General features: G+C 72.7%; 18 protein-coding genes. 5 read left to right on the forward strand and 13 right to left on the reverse strand.

From position 1 onward, the window contains the following. The first annotated feature begins 68 nt into the window (after positions 1-68). On the forward strand, positions 69-1,742 hold the full coding sequence (locus ACFYO9_RS26230; RefSeq protein WP_355811087.1) for a threonine/serine exporter family protein: 1,674 nt from the start codon (positions 69-71) through the stop codon (positions 1,740-1,742). A 22-nt stretch (positions 1,743-1,764) separates the two neighbouring features. Here the strand turns inward: ACFYO9_RS26230 and ACFYO9_RS26235 are convergent, their stop codons facing one another. The 6 genes from ACFYO9_RS26235 to ACFYO9_RS26260 all read right to left on the reverse strand — a co-directional run bounded on the left by ACFYO9_RS26235 (position 1,765) and on the right by ACFYO9_RS26260 (position 7,259). Next, positions 1,765-2,457, reverse strand: coding sequence for a DedA family protein (locus tag ACFYO9_RS26235; RefSeq protein WP_388666622.1), 693 nt, complete (start codon positions 2,455-2,457; stop codon positions 1,765-1,767). A gap of 139 nt (positions 2,458-2,596) precedes the next feature. Then, positions 2,597-3,355, reverse strand: a complete 759-nt coding sequence (locus ACFYO9_RS26240; protein WP_358778710.1) for a MerR family transcriptional regulator — start codon at positions 3,353-3,355, stop codon at positions 2,597-2,599. A 109-nt stretch (positions 3,356-3,464) separates the two neighbouring features. Beyond that, positions 3,465-4,106: a PadR family transcriptional regulator gene (locus tag ACFYO9_RS26245; protein ID WP_358778709.1), complete on the reverse strand. Its 642-nt coding sequence runs from the start codon at positions 4,104-4,106 to the stop codon at positions 3,465-3,467. A 48-nt stretch (positions 4,107-4,154) separates the two neighbouring features. Beyond that, positions 4,155-4,706 carry a DinB family protein gene (locus ACFYO9_RS26250; protein WP_355811079.1) on the reverse strand — a complete coding sequence of 184 codons (552 nt, stop codon included), beginning with the start codon at positions 4,704-4,706 and terminating at the stop codon, positions 4,155-4,157. 153 nt (positions 4,707-4,859) lie between these two features. Continuing rightward, positions 4,860-6,317 carry an aldehyde dehydrogenase family protein gene (locus tag ACFYO9_RS26255; RefSeq protein WP_358709847.1) on the reverse strand — a complete coding sequence of 486 codons (1,458 nt, stop codon included), beginning with the start codon at positions 6,315-6,317 and terminating at the stop codon, positions 4,860-4,862. A gap of 78 nt (positions 6,318-6,395) precedes the next feature. Continuing rightward, on the reverse strand, positions 6,396-7,259 hold the full coding sequence (locus tag ACFYO9_RS26260; RefSeq protein ID WP_358778708.1) for a helix-turn-helix transcriptional regulator: 864 nt from the start codon (positions 7,257-7,259) through the stop codon (positions 6,396-6,398). A 311-nt stretch (positions 7,260-7,570) separates the two neighbouring features. Between ACFYO9_RS26260 and ACFYO9_RS26265 the strand changes: the two genes are divergently transcribed. Next, on the forward strand, positions 7,571-8,065 hold the full coding sequence (locus ACFYO9_RS26265) for an ATP-binding protein (protein ID WP_355811071.1): 495 nt from the start codon (positions 7,571-7,573) through the stop codon (positions 8,063-8,065). A gap of 54 nt (positions 8,066-8,119) precedes the next feature. Here ACFYO9_RS26265 and ACFYO9_RS26270 read toward each other — a convergent pair whose 3' ends face one another. Further along, positions 8,120-8,359 carry a DUF397 domain-containing protein gene (locus ACFYO9_RS26270; RefSeq protein ID WP_355811069.1) on the reverse strand — a complete coding sequence of 80 codons (240 nt, stop codon included), beginning with the start codon at positions 8,357-8,359 and terminating at the stop codon, positions 8,120-8,122. A 429-nt stretch (positions 8,360-8,788) separates the two neighbouring features. Here ACFYO9_RS26270 and ACFYO9_RS26275 point away from each other — a divergent pair, with 429 nt between their 5' ends. Continuing rightward, positions 8,789-9,271: a hypothetical protein gene (locus ACFYO9_RS26275; RefSeq protein WP_358778707.1), complete on the forward strand. Its 483-nt coding sequence runs from the start codon at positions 8,789-8,791 to the stop codon at positions 9,269-9,271. Between the two features lie 36 nt (positions 9,272-9,307). Here the strand turns inward: ACFYO9_RS26275 and ACFYO9_RS26280 are convergent, their stop codons facing one another. Continuing rightward, positions 9,308-11,656 carry an FUSC family protein gene (locus tag ACFYO9_RS26280; RefSeq protein WP_358778706.1) on the reverse strand — a complete coding sequence of 783 codons (2,349 nt, stop codon included), beginning with the start codon at positions 11,654-11,656 and terminating at the stop codon, positions 9,308-9,310. A 226-nt stretch (positions 11,657-11,882) separates the two neighbouring features. Continuing rightward, complete coding sequence (locus ACFYO9_RS26285) at positions 11,883-13,094, reverse strand: DUF2786 domain-containing protein (protein WP_358778705.1); 1,212 nt, start codon at positions 13,092-13,094, stop codon at positions 11,883-11,885. Between the two features lie 618 nt (positions 13,095-13,712). Here ACFYO9_RS26285 and ACFYO9_RS26290 point away from each other — a divergent pair. Then, complete coding sequence (locus tag ACFYO9_RS26290) at positions 13,713-16,136, forward strand: ABC transporter permease (protein WP_358778704.1); 2,424 nt, start codon at positions 13,713-13,715, stop codon at positions 16,134-16,136. A gap of 49 nt (positions 16,137-16,185) precedes the next feature. On the opposite strand, the gene ACFYO9_RS26295 is transcribed toward ACFYO9_RS26290, so the two are convergent. Both ACFYO9_RS26295 and ACFYO9_RS26300 read right to left on the reverse strand, forming a co-directional pair. Continuing rightward, positions 16,186-16,608 carry a hypothetical protein gene (locus ACFYO9_RS26295; RefSeq protein WP_358778703.1) on the reverse strand — a complete coding sequence of 141 codons (423 nt, stop codon included), beginning with the start codon at positions 16,606-16,608 and terminating at the stop codon, positions 16,186-16,188. Between the two features lie 183 nt (positions 16,609-16,791). Further along, positions 16,792-17,634: a nitrilase-related carbon-nitrogen hydrolase gene (locus tag ACFYO9_RS26300; RefSeq protein WP_355811052.1), complete on the reverse strand. Its 843-nt coding sequence runs from the start codon at positions 17,632-17,634 to the stop codon at positions 16,792-16,794. A 158-nt stretch (positions 17,635-17,792) separates the two neighbouring features. Between ACFYO9_RS26300 and ACFYO9_RS26305 the strand changes: the two genes are divergently transcribed. Then, entirely contained in the window at positions 17,793-19,526 is a 1,734-nt protein-coding gene (locus ACFYO9_RS26305) for a bifunctional 3'-5' exonuclease/DNA polymerase (protein WP_358778702.1), read from the forward strand. Between the two features lie 69 nt (positions 19,527-19,595). Here ACFYO9_RS26305 and ACFYO9_RS26310 read toward each other — a convergent pair whose 3' ends face one another. Together ACFYO9_RS26310 and ACFYO9_RS26315 are read right to left on the reverse strand one after the other, a co-directional pair. Further along, a complete protein-coding gene (locus ACFYO9_RS26310) occupies positions 19,596-19,874 on the reverse strand; it encodes a hypothetical protein (protein WP_358778701.1) in 279 nt (92 codons plus the stop codon). 224 nt (positions 19,875-20,098) lie between these two features. Further along, positions 20,099-22,612 (reverse strand): ATP-binding protein, encoded by a 2,514-nt coding sequence (locus ACFYO9_RS26315; protein ID WP_358778700.1) that lies wholly within the window; start codon positions 22,610-22,612, stop codon positions 20,099-20,101. Positions 22,613-22,720 lie beyond the last annotated feature (108 nt).

Below are 22,720 nucleotides of genomic sequence, written 5' to 3' on the forward strand. Positions count from 1 at the left end.
TCGTGTATCTGTGCCCATACTGGCCATACGGAGGGCGCGTACGTGACTTATGAGAAGTGAGGGCATCAGTGGCCGAGCAGGAGGCCGAGGACCGCAAGCCTCAGTCGGACGAGGCCCGCAGTGCCTTCGTGCAGCCCAGCGGCGTGGCGGCGCAGGCGCCGGTGGTCGAGGACGAGTCCCAGACCACGTCCGAGTTCGCCCTTCCCGACGGTCTCGCCACCCCGTCCACCACGACTCAGGAGACCGAGAAGTCGGCGTTCACCACGCCGCACACGTACAGCGCCCGTAACGCCCCGCCGGCCTTCACGCCCGCGCAGGGCATACCTCTGGTGAAGCTCACCAAAGAGGTGCCCTGGCAGGACCAGATGCGCACCATGCTGCGGATGCCGGTCACCGAGCGGCCCGCTCCCGAGGCCGCGCAGAAGCAGGAGGACGACACCGGGCCCGCCGTGCCGCGCGTGCTCGACCTGACGCTGCGTATCGGTGAGCTGCTGCTGGCGGGCGGCGAGGGCGCCGAGGACGTGGAGGCGGCGATGTTCGCCGTCTGCCGCAGTTACGGGTTGGACCGCTGCGAGCCGAACGTGACGTTCACGCTCCTGTCGATCTCGCACCAGCCGTCCCTGGTGGACGACCCCGTCACGGCCTCCAGGACGGTGCGCCGCCGCGGCACCGACTACACCCGGCTAGCGGCCGTCTTCCATCTGGTGGACGACATCAGCGACCCGGACATCGAGGTCTCCCTGGAGGAGGCCTACCGGCGCCTCGCGGGCATCCGGCGTAACCGTCACCCCTATCCCGGGTGGGCGCTCACGGCGGCCAGCGGGCTGCTCGCGGGATCCGCCTCCGTGCTGGTCGGCGGTGGCGCGCTGGTCTTCCTGGTGGCCGCGGTCGGCGCGATGCTCGGCGACCGGCTGGCGTGGCTGTGTGCCGGGCGCGGGCTGCCGGAGTTCTACCAGTTCGTCGGCGCCGCGATGCCGCCGGCCGGGATGGGCGTGGCGCTCAGCTTCGTGCACACCGAGGCGTCGATGGCCTCCGCGGTCATCACCGGTGGGCTCTTCGCGCTGATCCCGGGGCGGGCCCTGGTGGCGGGCGTGCAGGACGGTCTGACCGGCTACTACATCACCGCGGCGGCGCGACTGCTCGAGGTCATGTATCTGATCGTGGGCATCGTCTGCGGCGTGCTGATGGTGCTCTCGCTCGGCGTGATGCTCGACGCGACGAATCTGACGCCGGAGACGAAGTTCGGCGTGACCTCGTCGCGCCCCATCATCCAGATCCTGGCGTCCATGGCGCTGAGTCTCGCCTTCGCGATACTGCTGCAGCAGGAACGCAACACCGTGCTGATCGTGACGCTCAACGGCGGCATCGCCTGGGTGATGTTCGGCGCCCTCGCGCAGACCCCGCTGGCGCTCTCGCCGGTCGCCGCGACGGCCGTGGCGGCCGGTCTGGTGGGCCTGTTCGGGCAGCTGTTCTCGCGCTATCGGTTCGCGTCGTCACTGCCGTACGTGACGGCGGCGATCGGGCCGCTGCTGCCCGGTAGCGCGACGTACTTCGGGCTGCTCGCGCTGGCGCAGAACGACCTGAACACCGGCATCAACTCGCTCACCAGGGCCGTCGCGACGGCCCTGGCCATCGCGATCGGCGTGAACCTGGGAAGCGAGGTCTCCCGGCTGATCCTGAAGGTGCCGGGGGCCGCGACGGCGGCGAACCGCCGTGCGGCGAAGCGGACCAGGGGCTTCTAAGGCACCAGCGCTTGGCGTGGCGTCAGCGCTTGGCGTGGCGGCCGCGCTGGGCCGGGGGCGTGCCCGGCTCGTCCTGCCGCGTCGCCGCCTCCTTCTTGGCCTTGCCGCGCGCCCGCAGGAACTCGATGGCGATCGGCACCACCGAGACGAGGACGATCAGGATCAGGATCGCCTCGATGTTCTTGTGGACGAACTCGATGTTGCCGAGCCAGGAGCCGAGCAGGGTGACGCCCGCGCCCCACAGCACGCCGCCGATGACGTTGAACGTGATGAACGAGCGGTACCGCATGCCGGAGACGCCGGCGATGATCGGCGTGAAGGTGCGCACGATCGGCACGAAGCGGGCCAGGACCAGCGACTTCGGCCCATACTTCTCGAAGAACTCGTGCGCCTTGACCACGTTCTCCTGCTTGAACAGCTTGGAGTCCGGGCGGTTGAAGAGCGACGGGCCGACCTTCTTGCCGAAGAGGTAGCCCGCCTGGTCGCCCAGGATCGCGGCCACGCAGATCAGCAGCACCGCGAGCCAGAGCGGGAAGTCCAGCTTGTTGGTGGTGATCAGCAGGCCGGTGGTGAAGAGCAGCGAGTCGCCCGGCAGGAAGAAGCCGATGAGCAGCCCCGACTCCGCGAAGACGATGAGCAGCAGGCCCCAGATGCCGAACTGGTTCAGCAGATGATCCGGATCCAGCCAGCTTGGTCCGAGCGCAAGCGTCGTCACGGTTCCGGGCTCCTGAGGGTGAGGGGGCGGTGCGGCGGCGGGTGCAGCCGCCCAAAGTTATCAACGCCGGGCGGTGCAACCGGGTTCCACGGTCCCTCTCAGGGTGCATCGTGCGACAACTGGGACAAAGTCCCGTGCGTCAGCCGTTGCGCGCGGCGTTCGCCAGGATCGCATCCCGCAGGTAGACCGCGAGACCGGGCCTGATGGCGTCGTAGAAGGCCGTGAAGCGCTCGTCCGACACGTACATCTCGCCGAGGCAGGTGTGCAGCTCGTGCGCGCACTCGTAGTGGTTCGCCGAGATGAAGCGGCGATGCTCCTCCGCCGCGTCCATGGCCTCGGCGGAGTCCGCGGGGACGCCGCGGTCCAGCAACTCCGCCACGCGCGCGTGCACCGCGTTCATCTCGTCGTTGATCCGCTTCCAGTCGTCCTTGGTGTACGTGGCCGACCTGCGCTGCGACTCCCGGTAGGCCTCGGTGTCGCCCCAGCGCTGCTCGACCTCCTCCGCGTACTGCTCGGGATCGTGGTCCCCGAAGACCTCGAACTTCTCCTCGGGGGTGAGGTTGATGCCCATCTTCTTCGCCTCCATGGCGGTCTCCACGGCGGCGGCCATCTCCTGGAGCTTGTGGATCCGCGCGGTCAGCAGGTCGTGCTGACGGCGCAGGTGGACCCGGGGATCGGTGTCCGGGTCGTCCAAGAGGGACGCCACCTCGTCGAGGGGAAAGCCGAGCTCCCGGTAGAACAGGATCTGCTGCAGCCGGTCGAGGTCCGCGTCGCTGTAACGCCGGTGCCCCGCGTGGCTGCGCCCGCCGGGCACCAGCAGGCCGATCTCGTCGTAGTGGTGCAGCGTGCGCACCGTCACTTTGGCGAAACCGGCGACCTGTCCCACGGAGTAGCTCATGGCTCGTGCCCTTCTTCTTCGGTACGCGGTTCAGCCTGCGTCCTCACGTCGCGTGAGGTGCAAGCCCGCGTCCGCGGAGACCGCCGTCAGCAGTGCGGCACCGGCCCGCTCAGCGGCGGTCGCCCGCGTGCGGCTCGCCCGTCGCGTACGGGTTCTCCTCGTCGTCGGCGAGCACGGCCACGAACCGCTCGCCCTCCCCCGCGAAGGTGTAGGCGCCGCCCTCGATCCGCCCGATCAGCCCGCGCGCCCACCCCAGGCCGCCGTCGGCCATGTGCACCCAGTGGTTCATGATCTCGCCGATGTGGCCCAGCTGCCCGGGGCCGCCCGCGGGCGTGTAGTACTCCGTGACGGACGTGCGCCACGCCTCGATGGCGCCGACCCGCTCGGCGAGCAGCGCGAGCGCCTCCTCGCGCGGCAGGTCGACGATGAAGCCCAGGGCGGCCGTGAGCATGTCCGGGCGCTGGTCGTACGTGGAGAGGGCGCCGCGGAGCAGGGTGAGGTACTCCTCGGTGCCCTGCTCCGTCATCTCGTACTCGGTGCGCGGCGGGCCGCCCGCGGTGGACGGCGCGATCTCGTGCGCGTACAGGAATCCCTGCTTCGCCAGCTGCTTCAGGGCGTGGTAGATCGAACCCGGCTTGGCGTTGGACCACTCGTGGGCGCCCCAGTACTCCAGGTCGTTGCGGACCTGGTAGCCGTGGGCGCGGCCGTGCTGGCGCACGGCCCCGAGGACGAGCAGCCGGATCGCTGACATGTACCGCGCCTTCCCCTCAGGGCGCTCCACCACCGGGCGCCTCAGTCATCAACTTTGACTAGGGTACGGGCCCGCCAGCTCGACGAGCTCGAAGGCGGTCCTGCCGTCCAGGGACTCGCGGACGATGTCGGCGTGGCCGGCGTGGCGGCCGATCTCCTCGACGAGGTGCAGCATCAGCCAGCGCATCGACACCGCGCCGTCCTGGGGGAACCACGGCGCGTCGGGCAGCGGGAAGGTGTCGTCGAGGCTCGGCACGTCGCGGATGAACGCCTCGGTCTCGCGGGCGACCTCCGCCCAGAAGTCGAGGACTTCGGCGAGCGTCTCGCCCTCCACGAGGCGGAAGCTGTCGCCCCAGGTCTCCTGGGTGCGGGCGCGGTCGTTCGGCTTCTGCTGGGCCATGCGCAGCCAGTTCAGCTCGGTCTCCGCGACGTGCTTCACGAGCCCGCCGAGGGTCAGCTCGCTGGCGCTGGGGCGGGCGTTCGCCTGCTCGTCGGTGAGGCCGAGGACCGAGCGGCGGACGCCACCCCGCTGGGCCGCCACGAAGGCGATCAGGGCGCCGCGCTCGTCGCCCCTGGCTTCCGCGCTGACGTGGGTGACCATGGTGTCCGCCTCTCTTCGGCCCGCCGTGCGGGCGCTCCGGCCGGCGTGTCGCCGCCGGCCTTTCGACACCACAGACGCTACGGAGCCTTGCGGTCAGGTGCTGTCCGCAAGGCTCCGGGAGAGGTGGCAGAAGTTGAGGCGAGGTCGCTGCCCTCAGAACGGGAAGCGCGACCTGCCGTGCTGCACGGAGATCCACTTCATGGTGGTGAAGGCGTCGACCGTGGAGTCGCCGTTCAGCCGGCCGACGCCGGAGTGCTTCTCGCCGCCGAACGGGACGATCGGCTCGTCGTGCACGGTGCCGTCGTTGATGTGGATCATGCCGGTGTCGATGCGCTTGGCGAGCCGTACGCCGCGCTCGATGTCGCCGGTGTGCAGGGCGCCGCTCAGGCCGTACCGGGAGGCGTTGGCGATGCGTACCGCCTCGTCCTCGCCGTCGAAGGGCACGACGAGCGCGACCGGGCCGAAGATCTCCTGGTCGAGCACCGGGGAGTCGGCGGGCAGGTCCGTCAGGACGGAGGGGGCCACCAGGTTGCCCTCGGTGCGCCCGTGGAGCAGTGCCGTCGCGCCCGCGGTGACCGTCTGCTCGACGAGCGTCGAAACGGCCTCCGCCTGGGTGGAGTTGATGAGCGGTCCGATGTGGGTCGCCGGGTCGGACGGGTCGCCCACCTTCAGCGTGGCGACCTTCGCGACGAACTTCTCGGTGAACTCGGCCTGTACGGAACGGTCCACGAGGATGCGGTTGGCGGCCATGCAGACCTGGCCCTGGTGCACGAAGCGGCTGAAGACCGCGGCGTCGACGGCGTAGTCGATGTCGGCGTCGTCCAGGACGATCAGGGCGCTGTTGCCGCCCAGTTCGAGGACGGAGCGCTTGAAGTGCGCGGCGCAGACCGTGGCGACGTGCCGGCCGACCGTGTCCGAGCCGGTGAAGGAGATGACGCTCGGCACCGGGTGCTCGATGAGCGCGTCGCCTATCTCGGCTATGTCGGTGATGACGACGTTGAGGAGGCCGGCCGGGAGTCCGGCGTCCTCGAAGACCTTGGCCACCAGGCTGCCGCCGAGGACGGGGGCGTTCTGGTGCGGCTTGAGGACGACGCCGTTGCCGAGGGCGAGCGCCGGGGCGACCGACTTGATCGACAGCAGGAAGGGGAAGTTGAAGGGGCTGATGACGCCGACCACGCCCACCGGGACGCGGTACAGGCGGTTCTCCTTGCCGTCGTCCGGCGAGGGCAGGATGCGCCCCTCGGCGCTCAGCGCGAGGTGCACGGCCTCGCGCAGGAACTCCTTGGTGAGGTGGATCTCGAAGGCCGCCTTGAGCCGGGTGCCGCCCAGCTCGGCGATGATCGCCTCGGTGATCTCTTCCTCGCGGTCCTCGACGATCCGCAGGGCGCGCTCGAACACGGCACGCCGGGCATAGGGGTTGGTCGCCGCCCAGTCCTTCTGCGCGCGCTCGGCGGCGCGGTAGGCCTGGTCGACCTCGTCCGCCGTGGCGACCGTGATGGAGGCCAGCTTCTCCCCGTCGTACGGATTGAAGTCGATGATGTCCCAGGAGCCCGACCCGGCCTTCCACTCCCCGTCGATGTACTGATGAGCCAGGTCAGTGAAGAAGGACATGAGACGGACCCCTTGCCGCGGCAGCAGACGGACGCAAACGGAAGCGAATACCTGATCTCACGTCATAGTACTTATGTTTCAGGTGAGTTGGAGCAGACCACGGAGAAGATCTCGGCTGCCCACCGGGTCCGGGCTGTCCTGGTGCAGCTGGGCCACCACCCGCTCGTACTGGGCGACTTCCTCGGCCTTGTCGAGGTAGAGGGCGCCGGTGAGCTGTTCCACGTACACGACGCCGGAGAGGTCGGACTCCGGGAAGCTCAGCATGGTGAAGGCGCCGCTCTCGCCGGCGTGCCCGCCGAAGCTGAACGGCATCACCTGGAGGGTGACGTTGGGGCGCTCGGAGATCTCGATGAGGTGCTGGATCTGCCCGCGCATCACTTCCCGGTCGCCGTACGGGCGGCGCAGCGCGGCCTCGTCCAGGACGCAGTGGAAGCGGGGGGCGTGCTCGGAGATGAGGAGCTTCTGCCGCTCCAGGCGCAGCGCCACGCGCCGCTCGATCTCCGCCTTGCTCGCGCCCTTCATGCCGCGCGCGACGACCGCGTGCGCGTACGCCTCGGTCTGCAACAGGCCGTTGACGAACTGGACTTCGTAGACACGGATGAGCGAGGCGGCGCCCTCCAGACCGATGTACGTCTGGAACCAGCCGGGCAGGACGTCGGAGTAACTGTGCCACCAGCCGGTGAGGTTGGCCTCTTTGGCGAGGGAGAGGAGCGCGCCGCGCTCGGCCTCGTCGGTGACGCCATAGAGCGTCAGCAGGTCCTCGACATCCCTGGACTTGAAGCTCACCCGTCCCAACTCCATGCGGCTGATCTTCGATTCGGAGGCGCGGATCGAGTACCCGGCCGCTTCACGGGTGATGCCGCGCGACTCCCTGAGCCGCCTCAGCTGTGAGCCCAGCAGGATGCGCCGTACCACCGAGCCACTCGACTCCCCTGCGGTCACTTCGCTCAATCCTCCCCATCGACTGGAAGCCAGCAGTCTGCCATTAAACGCTCCGGGCCGTACACGTCCGGTTACAGAAAGGAAAAGCCTCCGAAAGGCCTCCACAAGAAGTCGTGGGAAGAAATGGGCAAGAACTGGCACGGTAGCGACCAAGTCCGGCGCGTGCACGTGCATCTGCCCTTGCATCTGCTGTACGCATTCGGAACCATGGTCCGCGCGCCACCGTTGTACCGACCGCACCATCGGCGACCGACCGCGCCAACGCACCACCGCTCCATCGCTACGTACCGCGAAACCGGGGAGTGCCTCGCATGGGGACGAATGGATCGACCATGCTCGAGCCGTTACGGCAGGGGCTACCTCCGATCGACCCATCGGCCGTCTCCGACGCGGCTTCCGTCGCCCTCCCGGCCCGCTACGAAGCGGTGGGCAGCGCACGGCAGTTCACCCGTACGACGCTCGGCCAGTGGGACCTCGACGAGAGGTTCGACGACATCGCGCTCGTGGTCTCCGAACTCGTCACCAACGCGCTGCGCCACGCGCTGCCGGCGGACACCCCGCGCGATCACCGCGACCCGCCCGTGCGGCTGCACCTGATGCACTGGGCGTCACGTCTGGTGTGCGCGGTGCGCGATCCCAGCGACGACAGCCCGGTGACGCGCGACGTCGAGGACGACGACGACTGCTCGGCGGAGTCGGGCCGGGGCCTGTTCCTGGTGGACTCCTTCAGCGACAGCTGGGGCTGGCACCCGCTCGCGGGCGCGCTGCGCGGCAAGGTGGTCTGGGCGCTGTTCCGGCTGGGGTGAAGTCGGGGGCAGCTTATGCCGGTTGCCCCACTGATGCCCGTTGCCCCCAGGGGTTCAGCCACCTATCAGGTGGTCGAACTCCCCGTCCTTCATGCCAAGCAGCATGGCCTCGATCTCGGCGCGCGTGTAGACGAGCGCCGGGCCGTCGGGGAACCGCGAGTTGCGCACGGCGACGTCGCCGCCCGGCAGTTTCGCGAACTCCACGCACGATCCCTGTGAGTTGCTGTGCCTGCTCTTCTGCCAGACGACCCCGTGAAGCTCCGTGGCCGCCATGCCGTTAGTCGCGTGGTGCACAGGTCGCTCCCCGGTAGTGCGGTGCCGTCAGTGGCTTCAGTGGCTGTAGATGCAGTGGTCAACTGTTCCGGATCATAGCTGTGTTCACATGCCGATGCATGGGCAGATGCACGTGCACGCGGGGTGTTCCCTTGGTTACAGGCCTGTCAGCGCCCGTACCGAATCCCTCCCGAATCCCCCATGCCATGCGAACGCCGGTCACCGTCCATGAAGTTCCGTACCGTCGATAACGCCGGATAGCCCGGATCGAACCCTTCGTGCACCAAGAAGAGACGCAGCCGGGGCCCTTTCTGTTCCAGAATTCAAACAACTGGCGGCGGGCCAAGGTTGGCCGGATCGACTTCCGCACGGCGGATGGTTAGCTTGGCGCGCGAATCGGCCGGTGCATGAGGGGGACTTCAAGTGCGTACGTACGTCCGTAGTGTCCGTGTGGGTGCCGCGGTGGCCGGGCTGGCCGCCGCGCTCGTCCTGACCGGTTGCAGCGGTGACGGGGGCGGAGATGGGAGCGGGGGCGGCGGCAAGAAGGACGGCGGTGCGGCCGAGTCGAGCGGCTCCGGGGGCTCCGGGAGTGCGGACGAGGGCTCGTCCGGGGGCGCGGGCGGCAGCCTGGAGGGGACGTGGATCGCCACGGCCGGCGGCAAGCCGCTCGCCCTCGCCGTCACCGGGAAGTCGGCGACGCTGCTCGGCGAGGACGTGCTGTGCAGCGGCACGGCGGGCGAGAAGGCGGGCTCGCGGGTGATCGACCTGAAGTGCCCCACGGGGAACTCCGACCGCACGACGGGCCGGGTCGAGTCCGTGGGCGCGAAGTCGATGAAGGTCTCCTGGGAGGGGGCAGGACAGGACGAGTTCCTGAGGACGAAGGACGGCAAGCTGCCCGAGGGGCTCCCGACGGGGGGCATGCCGCAGCCCTGAGGGGTCTGACGGTCCGTGTCCTGCGCATCGGTGCCGTCAACTGGGCCTGTCTCCACCGGAGTTCGGTGGCTCGTCGCCGTCCGGTGCCGGTGGTTGTCCCTTGGTGGCCGAGCCGTCCACCAGCATGGGTGGGGGTGCGGTGTCCAGGGCGTCGGACAGTTCGTCGAGGGTCTGGAGGAGCAGGCCCGCGCCCCTGCGGACCACGCGGTCGGGGACGCCCTCGCCGTCCCACTCCGCCAGAGCCGTACGGACCGCGTCCCAGCGCGGCACGCGGCGTTCGCGCACCGCCTTCGCGCCCTGTTCCGTCGCCTTGCGCAGTGCGTCGGCGAGGCGGGCCGCGGCGGGCACGGGGGTGTCGCCCCGCTCCGGCAGGTGCGCCTCCATCAGCATGGCGACGCGGCCCATCTGGGCGAGCGCCTCCTCCGCGTCGGCGGCCACGGCGCGGGAGAGTCCGCGATGGCGGACCGGCTCGTTCTTGGCCCGGTTCCCCGCCTCCTGCCAGGCGATGCGGGCGTCACGGGCGGCGAGCAGGGTCTCCCGTACGTCGGGGCACGCCTTGCCCGCCGGGTGGGCGTAGTGGTCGACGACCGCGGCGGCGTAACGCCCGTATGCGATCAGCCAGTCGGCGAGACGGGTGCGGAGTCTCGGGGTTTCCCAGGCGGGGTAGACCGCGTACGCGATCATCGCGAGGATGCCGCCCATCAGGGTCAGGACGACCCGCTCCGGCACGGTCTGCGTCCACTGCCGGCCGCCCATGCCGAGCAGGAACACGACGTACGCGGCGACGCAGGCCTGCGCGGCGACCTGGCCGGTGCGCATCAGCAGGTACATCATCCCGGCGCAGAACACGGCGAGCGCGGCGGACAACCCCGTGCCGGGGTGCGCCAGTTGGACGAGTCCGGTGGCGAGGGCGACCCCGACGAGGGTGCCGCCGAAACGGGCGACGGCGCGGGAGTACGTCTGTGAGAAGTCCGGCCGCATCACCATGACCGAGGCCATGGGCGCCCAGTACCCGTGCCCGAGCGGCAGCCAGGTGCCGAGCAGATAGCCCGCGGCGGCGACGGCGGTGACCCGGATCGCGTGCCGGGTCACGGGCGAGTCGTGCCGGAAGTCGGCCCTGACGGCCCGTACGGCGGCGGGCAACAACGCGAAGAGGCTGGGGCGGAGGAGGGGGGCGGGCGGCGGTTGGGTCTCCGGGGGCGTCGGGGCGACGGGCGGCTTTGGAGGCGTCGGGGCGGCGGGCGGCTTCGGAGGCGTCGGGGCAGTCGCGGGGGGTGCGTCGGGGTGCGAGGGCGTGGGGGGCGTCGTGTCGGGGGGCGGTGGTGTCGGGTCAGGGGGCGGCGGGGACGCCGGGTCAGGGGGTGTCGGGGACGCCGGGGCAGGGCGTGGTGGGGGGTTCTGGGTGTTGCCCGCCGTCTCCAGCACGTCCCGTAGGAGCGCCCCCAGGCGGGTCGCCGCGCGGTAGGCCGGGCCCGTGAGGATCGCCCCCGTGTCCGGGGTCTTCAGCGCGGCCATCGCCGCCGGCGGGACCCTGACGGGGTCGCCGTGGCGGATCGCGCGGGCCGCGGCGTCCAGGACCGAACCCGCAGCGGCGAGGAGTTCGCGGACCCGGTCCCGCTCCCTGCCCTCCTCCGGAACGCCGACCGCCGGGTCCGCGAGGGAGGCCAGGACCGGACGGATGCGTTCGGCCAGGCCCCGCGCACCGTGCAGTTCCGCGGGGCGGGTGCGGGCCTGGCGCGGGGTGATCGTCGCCGCGTCGCGCGCCGCCATCAGGGGCTCGGGGTCGAACGGGGCCACCGGATCGTGCCGGAGCCGCCGCGCGTAGTCCGCCTCGGCCGCCAACGCGTCGGCCAGCGCGTCGCGGTGGGCGCCCCATCTGCGTACCGGAAAGAGGATCACCAGGGCCGCCTGCACACAGCCCCCGACGATCATCATCGCCGCGTGCCCCGCGGCCGCCGCGACCGAGGTCGGCAGGGTGACCGTCACCAGCATGATCGCGACGTTGGACGACGCGATGATGCCGACCGTCGGGCCCGCCGCCCAGCTCAGGCCCGCGAGGAAGGTCCAGAGGCAGAGGAGGGCGAGGAAGAGGAGCAGGTGGGAGCCGGTGAGGTAGCCGAGGAAGGTGGAGACGGCAAGGCTCGTGCCGGAGGCGAGGGCGAGCTCCGGACGCGGGCGCCAGCTGCGCTGGAACGTGGCGATCGCCGCCTGGAAGGCCCCGAACGCCGAGCTCGCGGCCACCGCCGGGCCGAACAGGGTGAGGCTGACGCCGATGATGATCGCGAGGCCGGCCGCGCCCCTGAGGGCGACCAGGGGTTCCAGGCGTTTGCGCTCGACGGTCAGGCCCGAGCGAGCTGTCTCTTTCAGCGCGCGGAGCCAGGTCACCCTGTGATGATACGGGGCATATCGGGCGGAGCGGTGGCGGCCGGCTTCCGTGGTCCCGTAGGGGTCGCGCCCAAGGGGACGGCCTCGTGAGGGTCGCGACCCAGGGCCGGGCCCCCACGGGGCGCGCCCCAGGGCCCCGCCCCGTGGGGGTCGCACCCCAGGGTCGCCCGAGCCCCCGGCGCCCCGGGCCCCCGGGCCGCCCCCGAACCCCGCCCCCGACATCAGGTCAGGGCAACGCCCGGCCCCGCCCCGCGCGTCCCCGCCCGACCTCCGCCCGGTCCGCCGCCGCCGTGCCGTGGGCCCAGCCCTCGCCGTCCGTCACGCCCCGCACCCGGGTCGTGGTCGTCTCGGGGAACATCCGCTCGGCGCGGTCGGTGACGGCGACGTCGCGGGCGGCAAGCACCGGGAGCAGGTCGGGAGCCGGGCCGGCCGCGCCCCGCGCATCGGCGGCCGCCTCCCGCGCCGCCTCCGTCACCGCGTGCTCGCCGGCCTCGGCGAGGCGGCCGCCGATGCGGTGCGCGTACGCCACCAGGAAGGACTGCCGGAACGTCTTCGTGCGCTTGCGGCCCGCCGCGCGCTGCCCCGCCTCCGCCTTGGTCATCGCCGTCGTGCCCTGCACCAGGAGGGAGGTGTGGAGCAGTTCGACCGCCTCCAGGTCGGACTCGAACCCGACGACGGCCGAGAAGCCGAACGCCTCGTTCCACACCGCGCGGCAGTGGTTCGCGGCGGCGACGGCGTCGAGAAGCATCGCCTTCGCCGTCTCGTACGGCGCGTCCACGCCGATCCGGCACGCCCCGGGGACGTCCTTGGCGTGCGTACGTGCGGCGAGCAGCGCCTCGTCGAGGGAGTGCCGAGCCATCAGTTCCTGGGCCTTGGCGGTGAGCGCCTCGGCCTCCTCCGGGTAGCCGGTGGCCTCGGCCTTGGCGAGGAGGGCGCGGATACGGGTGAGGGTGCGGGACTCGCCCTCGACGGGGCCGGGAACGGATTCGCCCGGGGGCGGGCCTACCGGTTCGAGCGGGGGCAGGCGCAGGAGCAGGCGGTAGAGCTGGAGGTGGGTGGTGGCCCGGGTGAAACGGTCGGGCCGGGCTGTGTGGGTCCGGGCGGGCTGCGCGGGGTGCGCGGGGTGCGCGGTGGGGGCCATCTCGGTCAGCTGGGCGGACCAGCGGGGCGGCAGGTGGGCGTACCGGCCGGTCTCCGCGTGGATCAGGGTCGCGGCCAGCCGGACGTGCGGGTCGTCCAGGTCGCGGCGGACCATGCGGAGGACGTCGGCGGGCTGCCAGCCGTGCCGCCAGGCGCGGGTCAGGTACTCCTCGCCGCGGTGCCGCAGCTCGTCGTCCGACGAGGGGGACGCGGCGAGCAGGGACGCGCCGGTGTCCAGCCCCTCGTCGCCGTCGCCGTACAGCGCCGCCGCGAACGCCCTGTCGATCACCGAATCCATGGGGTCAAGGGTAGGCACGGTGCGGTACCCGGAGTCCCGTAGGTCCCCTGGGGGTCCCGCAGAGGCTGTGGGGTCCCTAGGTCCCCTGGGGTCCCGTGGGGGACGTGGGGGACGTGGGGGCCGTGGGGATCCCTGGGTGCCGTAGGTGCCGTAGGTGCCCTAGGTGCCCTAGGTGCCGTAGGTGCCCTAGGTGCCCTAGGTGCCGTAGGTGCCCTAGGTGCCGTAGGTGCCCTAGGTGCCGTAGGGAGCCCGAGGTCCCCTGGATCCCGTAAGGCCCTTAGATCCCCCTAGATCCCCTAGGCCCCTCACAGGCCCCTAGGTCCCCTAAGTTCCCTTAGGCCCCCGCAGGGCCGCCCCTAGGACCTGTAGGACCCGTAGGACCCGCAGAACCCCCAAGACCCGCAGGCCCCCTAAGCCCCTCAAGCCCCCGAGATCCCCGCAACCCCCAAGATCCCCGCAGGGTATGGCAGGCCCTACCCCCCACACGCCCCCCAGTGGTCGTGTGCCGGGCGGCGCTGGACGGTTGGCTCGAGGCATGAGTGAAAACGTCGTACGCAACGAGGGGGGCCGCCGCCTTCGCCGGGCCGAGCGGATGGCAGGCGCAGAGGTGACGGGGCGATGAAGCGGGTTCTTCTCGCCTCCCTGCGCCGGCGGTGGAGCAGTCTGCTCGGGGCCTTCGTGGCCGTCGTGCTCGGCGTGGGGCTCGTCGCCGCCATGGGGCTCGGTCTCGACGCGAGTCTGACGGCGCCGGACCGGGCGCCCGTGCGGTTCGCCGGGTCGCCGGTCGTGGTCATGGGGCAGGACCGGATCACGGTGCGGGTCGAGCGCGGGCCGGGCACCGGCCTCGTATCGAAGCCGCTCGCTCATCCACAGCCTGTGGACACCGAACTCCTGCGCGAGCTGCGGCGGCTCGGCCCCGTCCGGCTCGACGGGGACGCGCGGGACGCCGTCGGCGTCGACGCCCCCGTACGGGAGGTACGCAAGGTCGTCGGCGACCGTGCCCTCGTCCTCACCGGCGGCGAGCGCCGCCGCGCCGACCCCGGCACCGCGCGGGACGCCGCGGCGCTGGTGGCGGTCAACTCCTTCCTCGGTACGGCGGGCGGGGTGGCCGCGTTCGTGTCGGTGTTCGTCACGGCGTCGACGTTCGGGTTCGTGGTGGCGCTGCGGCGGCGGGAGTTCGGGCTGCTGCGGATGGCCGGGGCGACGCCCGGCCAGGTGCGCAGGCTGCTCCTCGGCGAGGCGCTCGCGGTGGGCGTCCTGGCGTCCGCGGCGGGGTGTGCGCTCGGGGCGTGGGGCGGGCCGTTGCTCGCGCGGCAGCTGGTGGAGGCCGGGATCGCGCCGTCCTGGTTCCGGGTGCCGGCGCGGCTGCCGGGTGCGGCCTGGCTGACCCAGCCCCTCGGCCTCTCCTCCGCCCCCTCCGCCTCGTCCGCCTCATCCGGCGCCTCCGCCGCCACCTCCGGCTCGACCGGCGCCGCGCCCTCGTGGCCCTTCCACCTCGCCTTCTGGACCGGCCTCGTGGTGGCCGTCTCGGGCGCGTGGGTCGCCGCGCGGCGGGCCGGGCGCATCGCTCCGGCCGAGGCGATGCGCGACGCGTCCGTGGACACCGGCGTGCTGCCGCTCGGCCGGCGGATCGCGGGGGCGGTGCTGCTCGCCTGCGGGATCGGACTCCTCGTACGGGCCCTGGGCGCGGACCCCTCCGCCCTTCTGAAGCGGAAGACGTACACGACCCAGCCCATGATCCTGATCACCGCGGCCGCCGCGCTCGCGCCGCTGCTCGTGCCCCCCGTCGCCCGCGCCTTCCGGCTGCCCGGCGCCGTCGGCCGCCTCGTCCGCGCCAACTCCGCCGCCTCCGTGCGCCGCACCGCCGCCGTCGCGGCCCCGGTCCTCGTGACCGTCGCCCTCGCGGGCAGCCTGCTCGGCTCGGCGCAGACGGTGGGGGGCGCGAAGGCGGCGGAGGCCCGGAAGCAGGTCCGGGCGGACCTCGTCGTCACGGGTGAGAGGCTGCGGCACGTGGGGGTCCGGGACGTGCCGGGGGCCGCGGCGGTCTCGCCGTCCGCGTCCACCGCCGTGTTCGTACGGGAGGGGGGCAGCGCTCTCGTCCGCTCCGAGGCCCGCGCGGTGAGCGATCCCGCGGCGCTGGCGGCGACGACCCGGCTCCCCGTCGTCGCGGGGGACGTACGGGACCTGGACGACCGGTCCATCGTCGTCAACGAGGAGTGGGAGCGGCACGAGGTCGGCGAGCGCGTCGCCGTCCGGCTCGGCGACGGGCGGCCCGCGAAGCTGCGGATCGCGGCGGTGCTGGCGCGCGGGACGGGGGACAACGGCGCGTACGTGACTGCGGGGAACGCGCGGGCGGCGACGGTGGACCGTATCGACGTACGCCTGAAGCGGAGTCCGGCCGCCGGTGGCGCCGCCCCCTCCGCGGCACCCGGCCCGACCGGCGCGACCGGCGCGACCGGCACGTCCGCGGCACCCGGTGCGACCGGCACGTCCGCGGCGCCCGGCGCGACTGCCGCGCCCACCGCGTCTGCCCTGTCCACCGCCTCCGCCCTGTCCACCGCCTCCGCCGCGCTCGCCGCCCGGAGCGGGGGCGAGGTGCGCACGGCCGAGGAGTGGCTGGCCGCGACGCACCCGCCGATCAAGCCCCAGACGCGCCTCGGCCTGCTGATGATCCTCGGCATCTGCCTTGTCTACGCGGGCATTTCGCTCGCGAGCACCCTGCTGATGGCCACCCCGGTGCGCCGCACCGAACTGCGCTCCCTGCGCCTCGCGGGCGCCACGCGCGGGCAGGTACGGCTGGTGGTGGCCGGCGAGGCGCTGGCCGCCGTGGCGGTGGGCACGCTCCTCGGCCTCGCCGTCACGGCGCTCAACCTGGGCGGCCTCTCCGCCGGCCTGTCCCGCCTCTCGGCCCCGGCGGCGGTGACGGTCCCGTGGGACGCGCTCGGGGTGAGCGTGGGCGTGTGCGCGCTGGTCGCGGTGTCGGCGGCGGTGACGGGGACGGCGGGGCTCCTGCGGGTGGCGGGAGCGGGGCGGCAGGACTGAACGTCCTGGCCTCCCCCCTGTCTCCTCCTCAACCAGCCCTAGCGCAGCGCTAGTTGGGGAGCGTGACGGTCTGCAGCCAGGCGGTCCTGTGACCGTTGTTCGACTCGTAGCCGCGCAGCTTGATCTGACGGTTCTCCTTCAGGTTGAAGTAGCAGGCCTTGTAGCGGTCGCCGGCGCCGTTGCTGTCCTTGCAGTAGCGGTACTTGCCGCTGCCGTCGGAGATCCGGACGCCCAGCGAACGCCCGTCGAGGTCGATGTCGTTGACGATGACCTTGTCCTTGGAGTCGCAGAGGGTCACCTTGCCGACGATGTAGGTCTGGCCGTTCTCCTTCTGCGTGAACTGCGTCCCGTGGCAGTCGGCCTTCGCCGCCTGGGCGGACGGGGCGGCCACGGCGGGTGACGCGGCCGCCGTGGCGAAGGCGGCGCCGGTGGCGGCGAGGGCGACGGCGGCCATGCGGATCGTGTGCTTCATGAAGTGCGGCATCCTTCGTCGGGCGTCATGGGGCGTCATGGGGTGTCATGGGGCGTCATGGATACGGGCGGGTGCTGCGTCGGGGCGGCGCTCGAACTGCGCGCTGTCCGCGACCTGAAGGACGCTAGGGGCGCCTGCCAACAGAGCCCCAACATCCCCGTGGCGCACCGGCGCTCCCTCGGGTCAGCTGTCGCCGCCCTCGTCGATCAGGCGGCGCACCTCGCGCTCGACCAGGCCCAGGCGGGCCTCCGCCACCAGGGGCACCGCGCGGCGCGCCCGGCGGGCCTCGTGGACGTCGATGTCGACGGTCACCAGGCCCGGCTCCCACTTCGGCGCCTGCGCGACGACCGTGCCGCGCGGGTCGACGACGCGGGAACCGCCCCAGAAGGAGGCGCCGTTCTCGTTCCCGACCCGGTTCACGAAGACGACCCAGCACTGCAGCATGCGGGCCGTGTTGGAGAGCAGCGTGTCCCAGTACAGGCCGGTGTCCATGGCCTCGGGGTCCAGGCTCGCCGCGCTGTTCGTCGGCACGACGATGACCTCGGCGCCGTCCTGCACGGCGAGCCAGGGCAGCACCGGCTGCCAGGCGTCGTTGCAGACGAGGGTGGCGGCGCGGCCGTGCCCGCCGGGCAGGTCGTACGCGCGCAGGTGCTGGCCGGGGCTGACGTGCTTGCGCTCCTCCCAGGCCAGGTAGTTCGGCAGGTACAGCTTGCGGTGGACGTGCAGGGGGCGGCCGCCCGAGAAGTACGCCGAGGTGTTGTACGCGCGCAGCGCGGTGTGCTCGTGGAGACCGACCAGGGCGTCCGGGCCGCCGGGTTCCGTCAGGGCGAGCAGGCGCGGGTCGTCGACGGTGATCGACGTGTCCTTCGCCAGGCCGCCCAGGTGGTAGCCGTGCAGACTCAGTTCCGGGAAGACGACCAGGTCCGCGCCCTGTGTCGCCGCCAGGGCGAGCTGCTCCCGCGCGGTCCGCAGGTTCTCTTCGACCTCGCCCAGGGCGCAGTCGGTCTGTGCCAGCGCCACTCGCATGGGGCGAGCCTCGCAGCGCCGGGCGGGAGGTGCACGCGGGGACGTCCGTAAGTGGCACGGGGGGGGCGGCCGTGCGCAGTACCCGGGGACGGCCGCACGAGGGCCGGGCGGGGCCGCGTGCGGTGGCGATGTCAGTGGTGGGTGCGAGACTCCGGCGTATGGAGCACGAACGGTGGGTCGTCGCCGCCGGTGCGGGACGTGGCGCTGAGCTCGTCCCCGTCGGCGCCGACGGGCTGCCCGTCGGCGACGTGGTCCGCGCGCCCGACCTCGTCGAGGCCGTCCGCGAGCGGCCGGGTGCCGGCCGGTGGATCTGGCGGTCGACGGCCGGTGTCTACCCGCGCCTGCTCGCCGCGGGTGTCCGCGTGGAGCGGTGCTACGACATCGAGGCCGCCGAGCTCCTCCTCCTCGGTCACGAGGGCCGCCTCGGCGAGCCCCGCTCCGCGGCCGCCGCCCTCGCCCGGCTCCGCGGCGCCCCCGTACCGCCCGATCCCCCGCCCCGCGCGGCCGAGCGCGGTGCCCGCGCGCAGGACTCGCTCTTCGAGCCCGGCCCCGTCGGCGTCGAGCTGTCCCTCGCGGACCTGGTGCGGGTCCACGCCGAGCAGCAACGCCGGCACGACGCCACCGCCCACCCGGGCCGCATGCGCCTGCTCACCGCATCGGAGTCCGCGGGCATGCTGGTGGCCGCGGAGATGAACGCCGCGGGGCTGCCCTGGCGCGCCGACGTCCACCGCGAGCTCCTGCACGAACTGCTCGGCGAGCGGTACGCGGGTGGTGGCGAGCCCCGCCGCCTCGCGGAGCTGGCCGACGAGGTGTCGACGGCGTTCGGCCGCCGCGTCCGGCCGGACCTGGCCGCCGACGTCGTCAAGGCCTTCGCGCAGGCCGGCATCAGGGTGAAGTCGACGCGGCGCTGGGAGCTCGAGGAGATCGACCACCCCGCGGTCAAGCCCCTCATCGAGTACAAGAAGCTGTACCGGATCTGGACGGCGCACGGCTGGAGCTGGCTCCAGGACTGGGTGCACGAGGGCCGTTTCCGCCCCGAGTACACCCCGGGCGGCTCGGTCAGCGGCCGCTGGACGACCAACGGCGGGGGCGCGCTGCAGATCCCCAAGGTGATCCGCAAAGCCGTCGTCGCCGACCCCGGCTGGCGGCTCGTCGTCGCCGACGCCGACCAGATGGAGCCGCGGGTGCTCGCCGCGATCTCCCGCGACCGGGGGCTGATGGAGGTGGCGGGCAGCGAGGAGGACCTCTACACCCGCCTCTCGGACCGCGCGTTCTCCGGCGACCGCGACCACGCGAAGATCGCGCTGCTCGGCGCGGTGTACGGCCAGACGTCGGGCGACGGCCTGAAGAACCTGGCCGCGCTGCGGCGCCGCTTCCCGCTGGCGGTCGCGTACGTGGACGACGCGGCGAAGGCGGGCGAGGAGGGCCGGCTCGTACGGACCTGGCTGGGCCGCACGAGTCCGCCTGCGGCGGGGGCCGGGGAGCAGGAGGAGGCGGGCATCCCGCAGGAGGCGACCGTCGGCTCCGGGGACGACGTCGGCGTCGAACTCCCGGGCGGCGGAGGGGAGTTCACGCCGGGATACGCCTCGTCCAACACCCGCGCGAGAGGCCGCTTCACCCGCAACTTCGTCGTGCAGGGCAGCGCGGCGGACTGGGCGCTGCTGATGCTGGCCGCCCTGCGGCGGACGATCGCGGAGGGCGGGCTCCGCGCCGAGCTCGTGTTCTTCCAGCACGACGAGGTCATCGTGCACTGTCCCGCCGAAGAGGCCGAGACGGTGGCGCTCGCCATCCGCGACGCGGGAAACCTCGCAGGCCACATCGCCTTCGGCGAGACCCCGGTCCGCTTCCCGTTCACGACGGCGATCGTGGAGTGTTACGCGGACGCGAAGTGAAGTAGGGGGGAGGAGTACGGGTCCGGTGGGCCCGGCGAGACCTGCTGCTCGGCTCCCACTTTCAGGGGGTTACCCGCGCCCCGCCAGCAGCGTGCGCAGTTCGTCCGTCACCTTGCTGTTCGTGCCGTTCAGGGCTCGAAGCGCCGTCGCCCACTGTTCGTACGCCGCCTCCTCGTCTCCCGACGCGTGCAGCAGGAGTCCGCGCTGGTGGCGGGCCAGGCCCGTCATGTGGGTGTCGCCGCGGTGTTCGGCGCGGGCGAGGAGCGCGGTGCACTCGCGGGCCGCGTCCGCATCGCGGGAGAGCCCGCGCAGGGCGCGGACCAGGCCGAGGCGGGCCTGGGACGCCACGTGCCAGTCCTCCAGTTCGCCGTGCAGCCGCAGGCTCTCCTCGAAGTGGTGCGCGCGGCGGCAATCGGGCGTCGGCGGGGCGCCGGTTTTCTTCTACGCCATCTCCACCCCGCCGTTTCCGTGCCTCTACGTCTTCACGTAATCCTGCGCGGCCCCGCGTCCCTGCGCGGCCCCGTGTCCCTGTGCGGTCACGTCTCCCTGTGCGGCCTCGTCTCCCTGTGCGGTCACGGCGCCGCGCCGTCTCGCCCGCACGCCTCCGGCAGCCGCACCGTGAACAGTGAGCCCTTGCCCGGCACGCTCTGTGCGGTCACCGTGCCCTCGTGCGCCTCCACCAGCTTCCGCACGATGGACAGACCGAGGCCGCTGCCGCCCGTCGCGCGGGTCCGCGACTTGTCGGCGCGCCAGAACCGGTCGAAGACGTGCGGCAGGTCGGCGGCGTCGATGCCGGTGCCGGTGTCGGCGACCTCGATCAGCACGCCGTCGGCCGTGGTGCGGCAGCTGATGCGGACGCTGCCGCCGCGAGGGGTGTGGCGGACGGCGTTGGAGACGAGGTTGCCGATCGCCTGGCGCAGCCGCAGCGGATCGGCCGACACCAGCGGATCCCCGTACGCGGTGGCGCGCAGCCGTACGCCCGCGGAGTCCGCCCGCGCCTGGTGCGCCGCGGCGACCTGTTCGGCGATGTCGGCGGCGTGCACGGGCTCGCGGTGCAGCCGGAGCGTGCCGGCGTCGACGGCCGCCAGGTCCTGCAGGTCGTCGACGATGTGCTGGAGCAGCAGGGCCTCTTCGAGGAGCGAGGTGACCAGCTCCGGGTCGGTCTCGACGACGCCGTCCTCCGCGGCCTCCAGCCATCCGCGGATGTTGGACAGCGGGGTGCGCAGCTCGTGCGCGACGTCGCTGACCATCGCCTTGCGCTGTTCCTCCAGGGCCTTGCGGTGAGCCGCCATGTCATTGAAGGCGGCGGCCAGTTGACTGATCTCGCCCGCGGACCGGGTGGCCCGTTCGGGGACCGGGGCGCCGGCCTCACCCGTCTTCATGCGCCATGTCGCGGCGGTGAGCGCGCGCAGCGGCCGGGTGAGCCGGGTCGCGGCGAGCGCGGTGACGGCGACGGTAACGGCCAGCACGGCCGCGGCGAGCCCGGCCAGGCGCACGGTGTTGTCCCGCGAGAGGCTGAAGCCGGGCGTGCTCCGGGTGCCGTCGGACGCGGTGATGAAGAGCAGGGCGGGCGCGGAGACGTACGGGCCGAGCTGTTCGCGGCGCGCGGTGTCGACGCAGGACGCGGCGGCGGTGGCGGCGGCGGTCGTGGCGGCCGGAGCGGAACCTCGCGTCCTGGTGGCGCGGGACGCGGTGCCGGTGCCGGTGCCGGGGCCGGGGCCGGTGTCGGTGCCGGTGTCTATATCGGGTGGGGTGCGGGGTGGGCGCTCGGCGGAGCCCCGTACGGGGTCGGACGGGGAGTCAGGGTCGGCCCCTGGGTCGGAGGTCGGGTCCGCGTAGGGCTCCATGGCCCCGGTCGTCGGTACGACGGTGCCGACCGGACGCGGCCCGCTCCGCCCACTCAGGTCGAGGCCCACCGGGACGGCGGGGAGTCCGTGCCGCTTCATGCACGCGTCGGAGAGGGAGTTGAGCTTCTTGAGCGCCTTCTGCTCGGTCGTGGTGGGGAGGTCGAGCGGCGGCATACGGCAGCTGGCCTTGAGGTAGTCGCCGAGATCGTGTTCCACCTGGACGGTGGGGCGGCCGCTCGGGCCGACGACGACCTCGGGGGCCGCGCCCAGCTCGGACAGGCAGGCCGCGCTCCGGTCGGCGGCCTGCCGGAGCCGGGTGCGTTCCGCCTCGGTGAGGCGGTAGGGCCCGACCGCGCGCGGGTCGATGCGGTCGGCGGCGGTGGCGTCCGGGCCCGCGCCACCGTCCGTACGTCCCGGGGCCAGCATCGAGTCGACGGCGAGCGGGTCGAGGACGGCGGAGGGGGTCGGGGGGAGGGAGGTGTGCGGGGCGGGGGCGGGGGCGTTGGACTTGCGGGTTTCGTTCGACTTGCGGGTGCGGTCCGACTTGCCGACGCCGTCGGACTTGCGGGTGTCGTTCGACTTGCCGGTGCGATCCGACTTGCCGACGCCGTCGGACTTGCTGGTGCCGTTCGATTTACCGGCCCAGTCCGCCTTGCTGGGGCCGGCCGACCCACCGGCGCCGTTCGACTTGTCGGCTCCGTCGGTCTTGCCGGTGCCCGACTTGCCCGTACCGTCCGCCGTGTTCGTACCGCTCGACTTGTGCGGGTCGTCCGACGTGCTCGGATCGTCCGACGTGCTCGGGTCGTCCGACGTGCTCGGGCCCTCCGTCTTGCCGGTGCCGCCCTTCCCCGGGCCGCCCTTGTCCGAGCCGCTCCCACCCTTGCCGCCCTCCCCGTCGTGGGCGGCCGTCGGTGATCCCGGGCGTCGGGGTGCCGCCGAGTCCGCGATGACCCTGCGGTCCTGGGTGGTGAGGGCGATGCGGCGGCCGGTACGACGGGACAGTTCACGGACGGCCTCGTCGGCGCCCCGCCACTCCGGGGCGCTCGCGCCGATGCCGATGAGCTTGTCGTAGATGCGGGCGTCGTCGGCGAGGACCTGCCCCTGCTCCTGGCGCAGGGCGCCGGACGTCGTCTGCGCCGCGAGCCACGCCGTCGCGGCGATCGAGCCGACGGAGACCAGGACGGAGACGGCGAGCAGCCGGGCCAGCAGGGACTTGCGGAGCGGGATGTCACGCGCCACGTCGCGCCGCCGCCCCGCCCGCGGGAACCGTACGGGCGACGGGTGCGCCCGCGCCCTTCAGACCGCCCCTGGGCAGGTCATCCTGGCGCAGGTCACCCCGGCGCTGGT

The sequence above is a fragment of the Streptomyces sp. NPDC005863 genome (genome assembly GCF_042871345.1).
GTDB lineage: Bacteria > Actinomycetota > Actinomycetes > Streptomycetales > Streptomycetaceae > Streptomyces.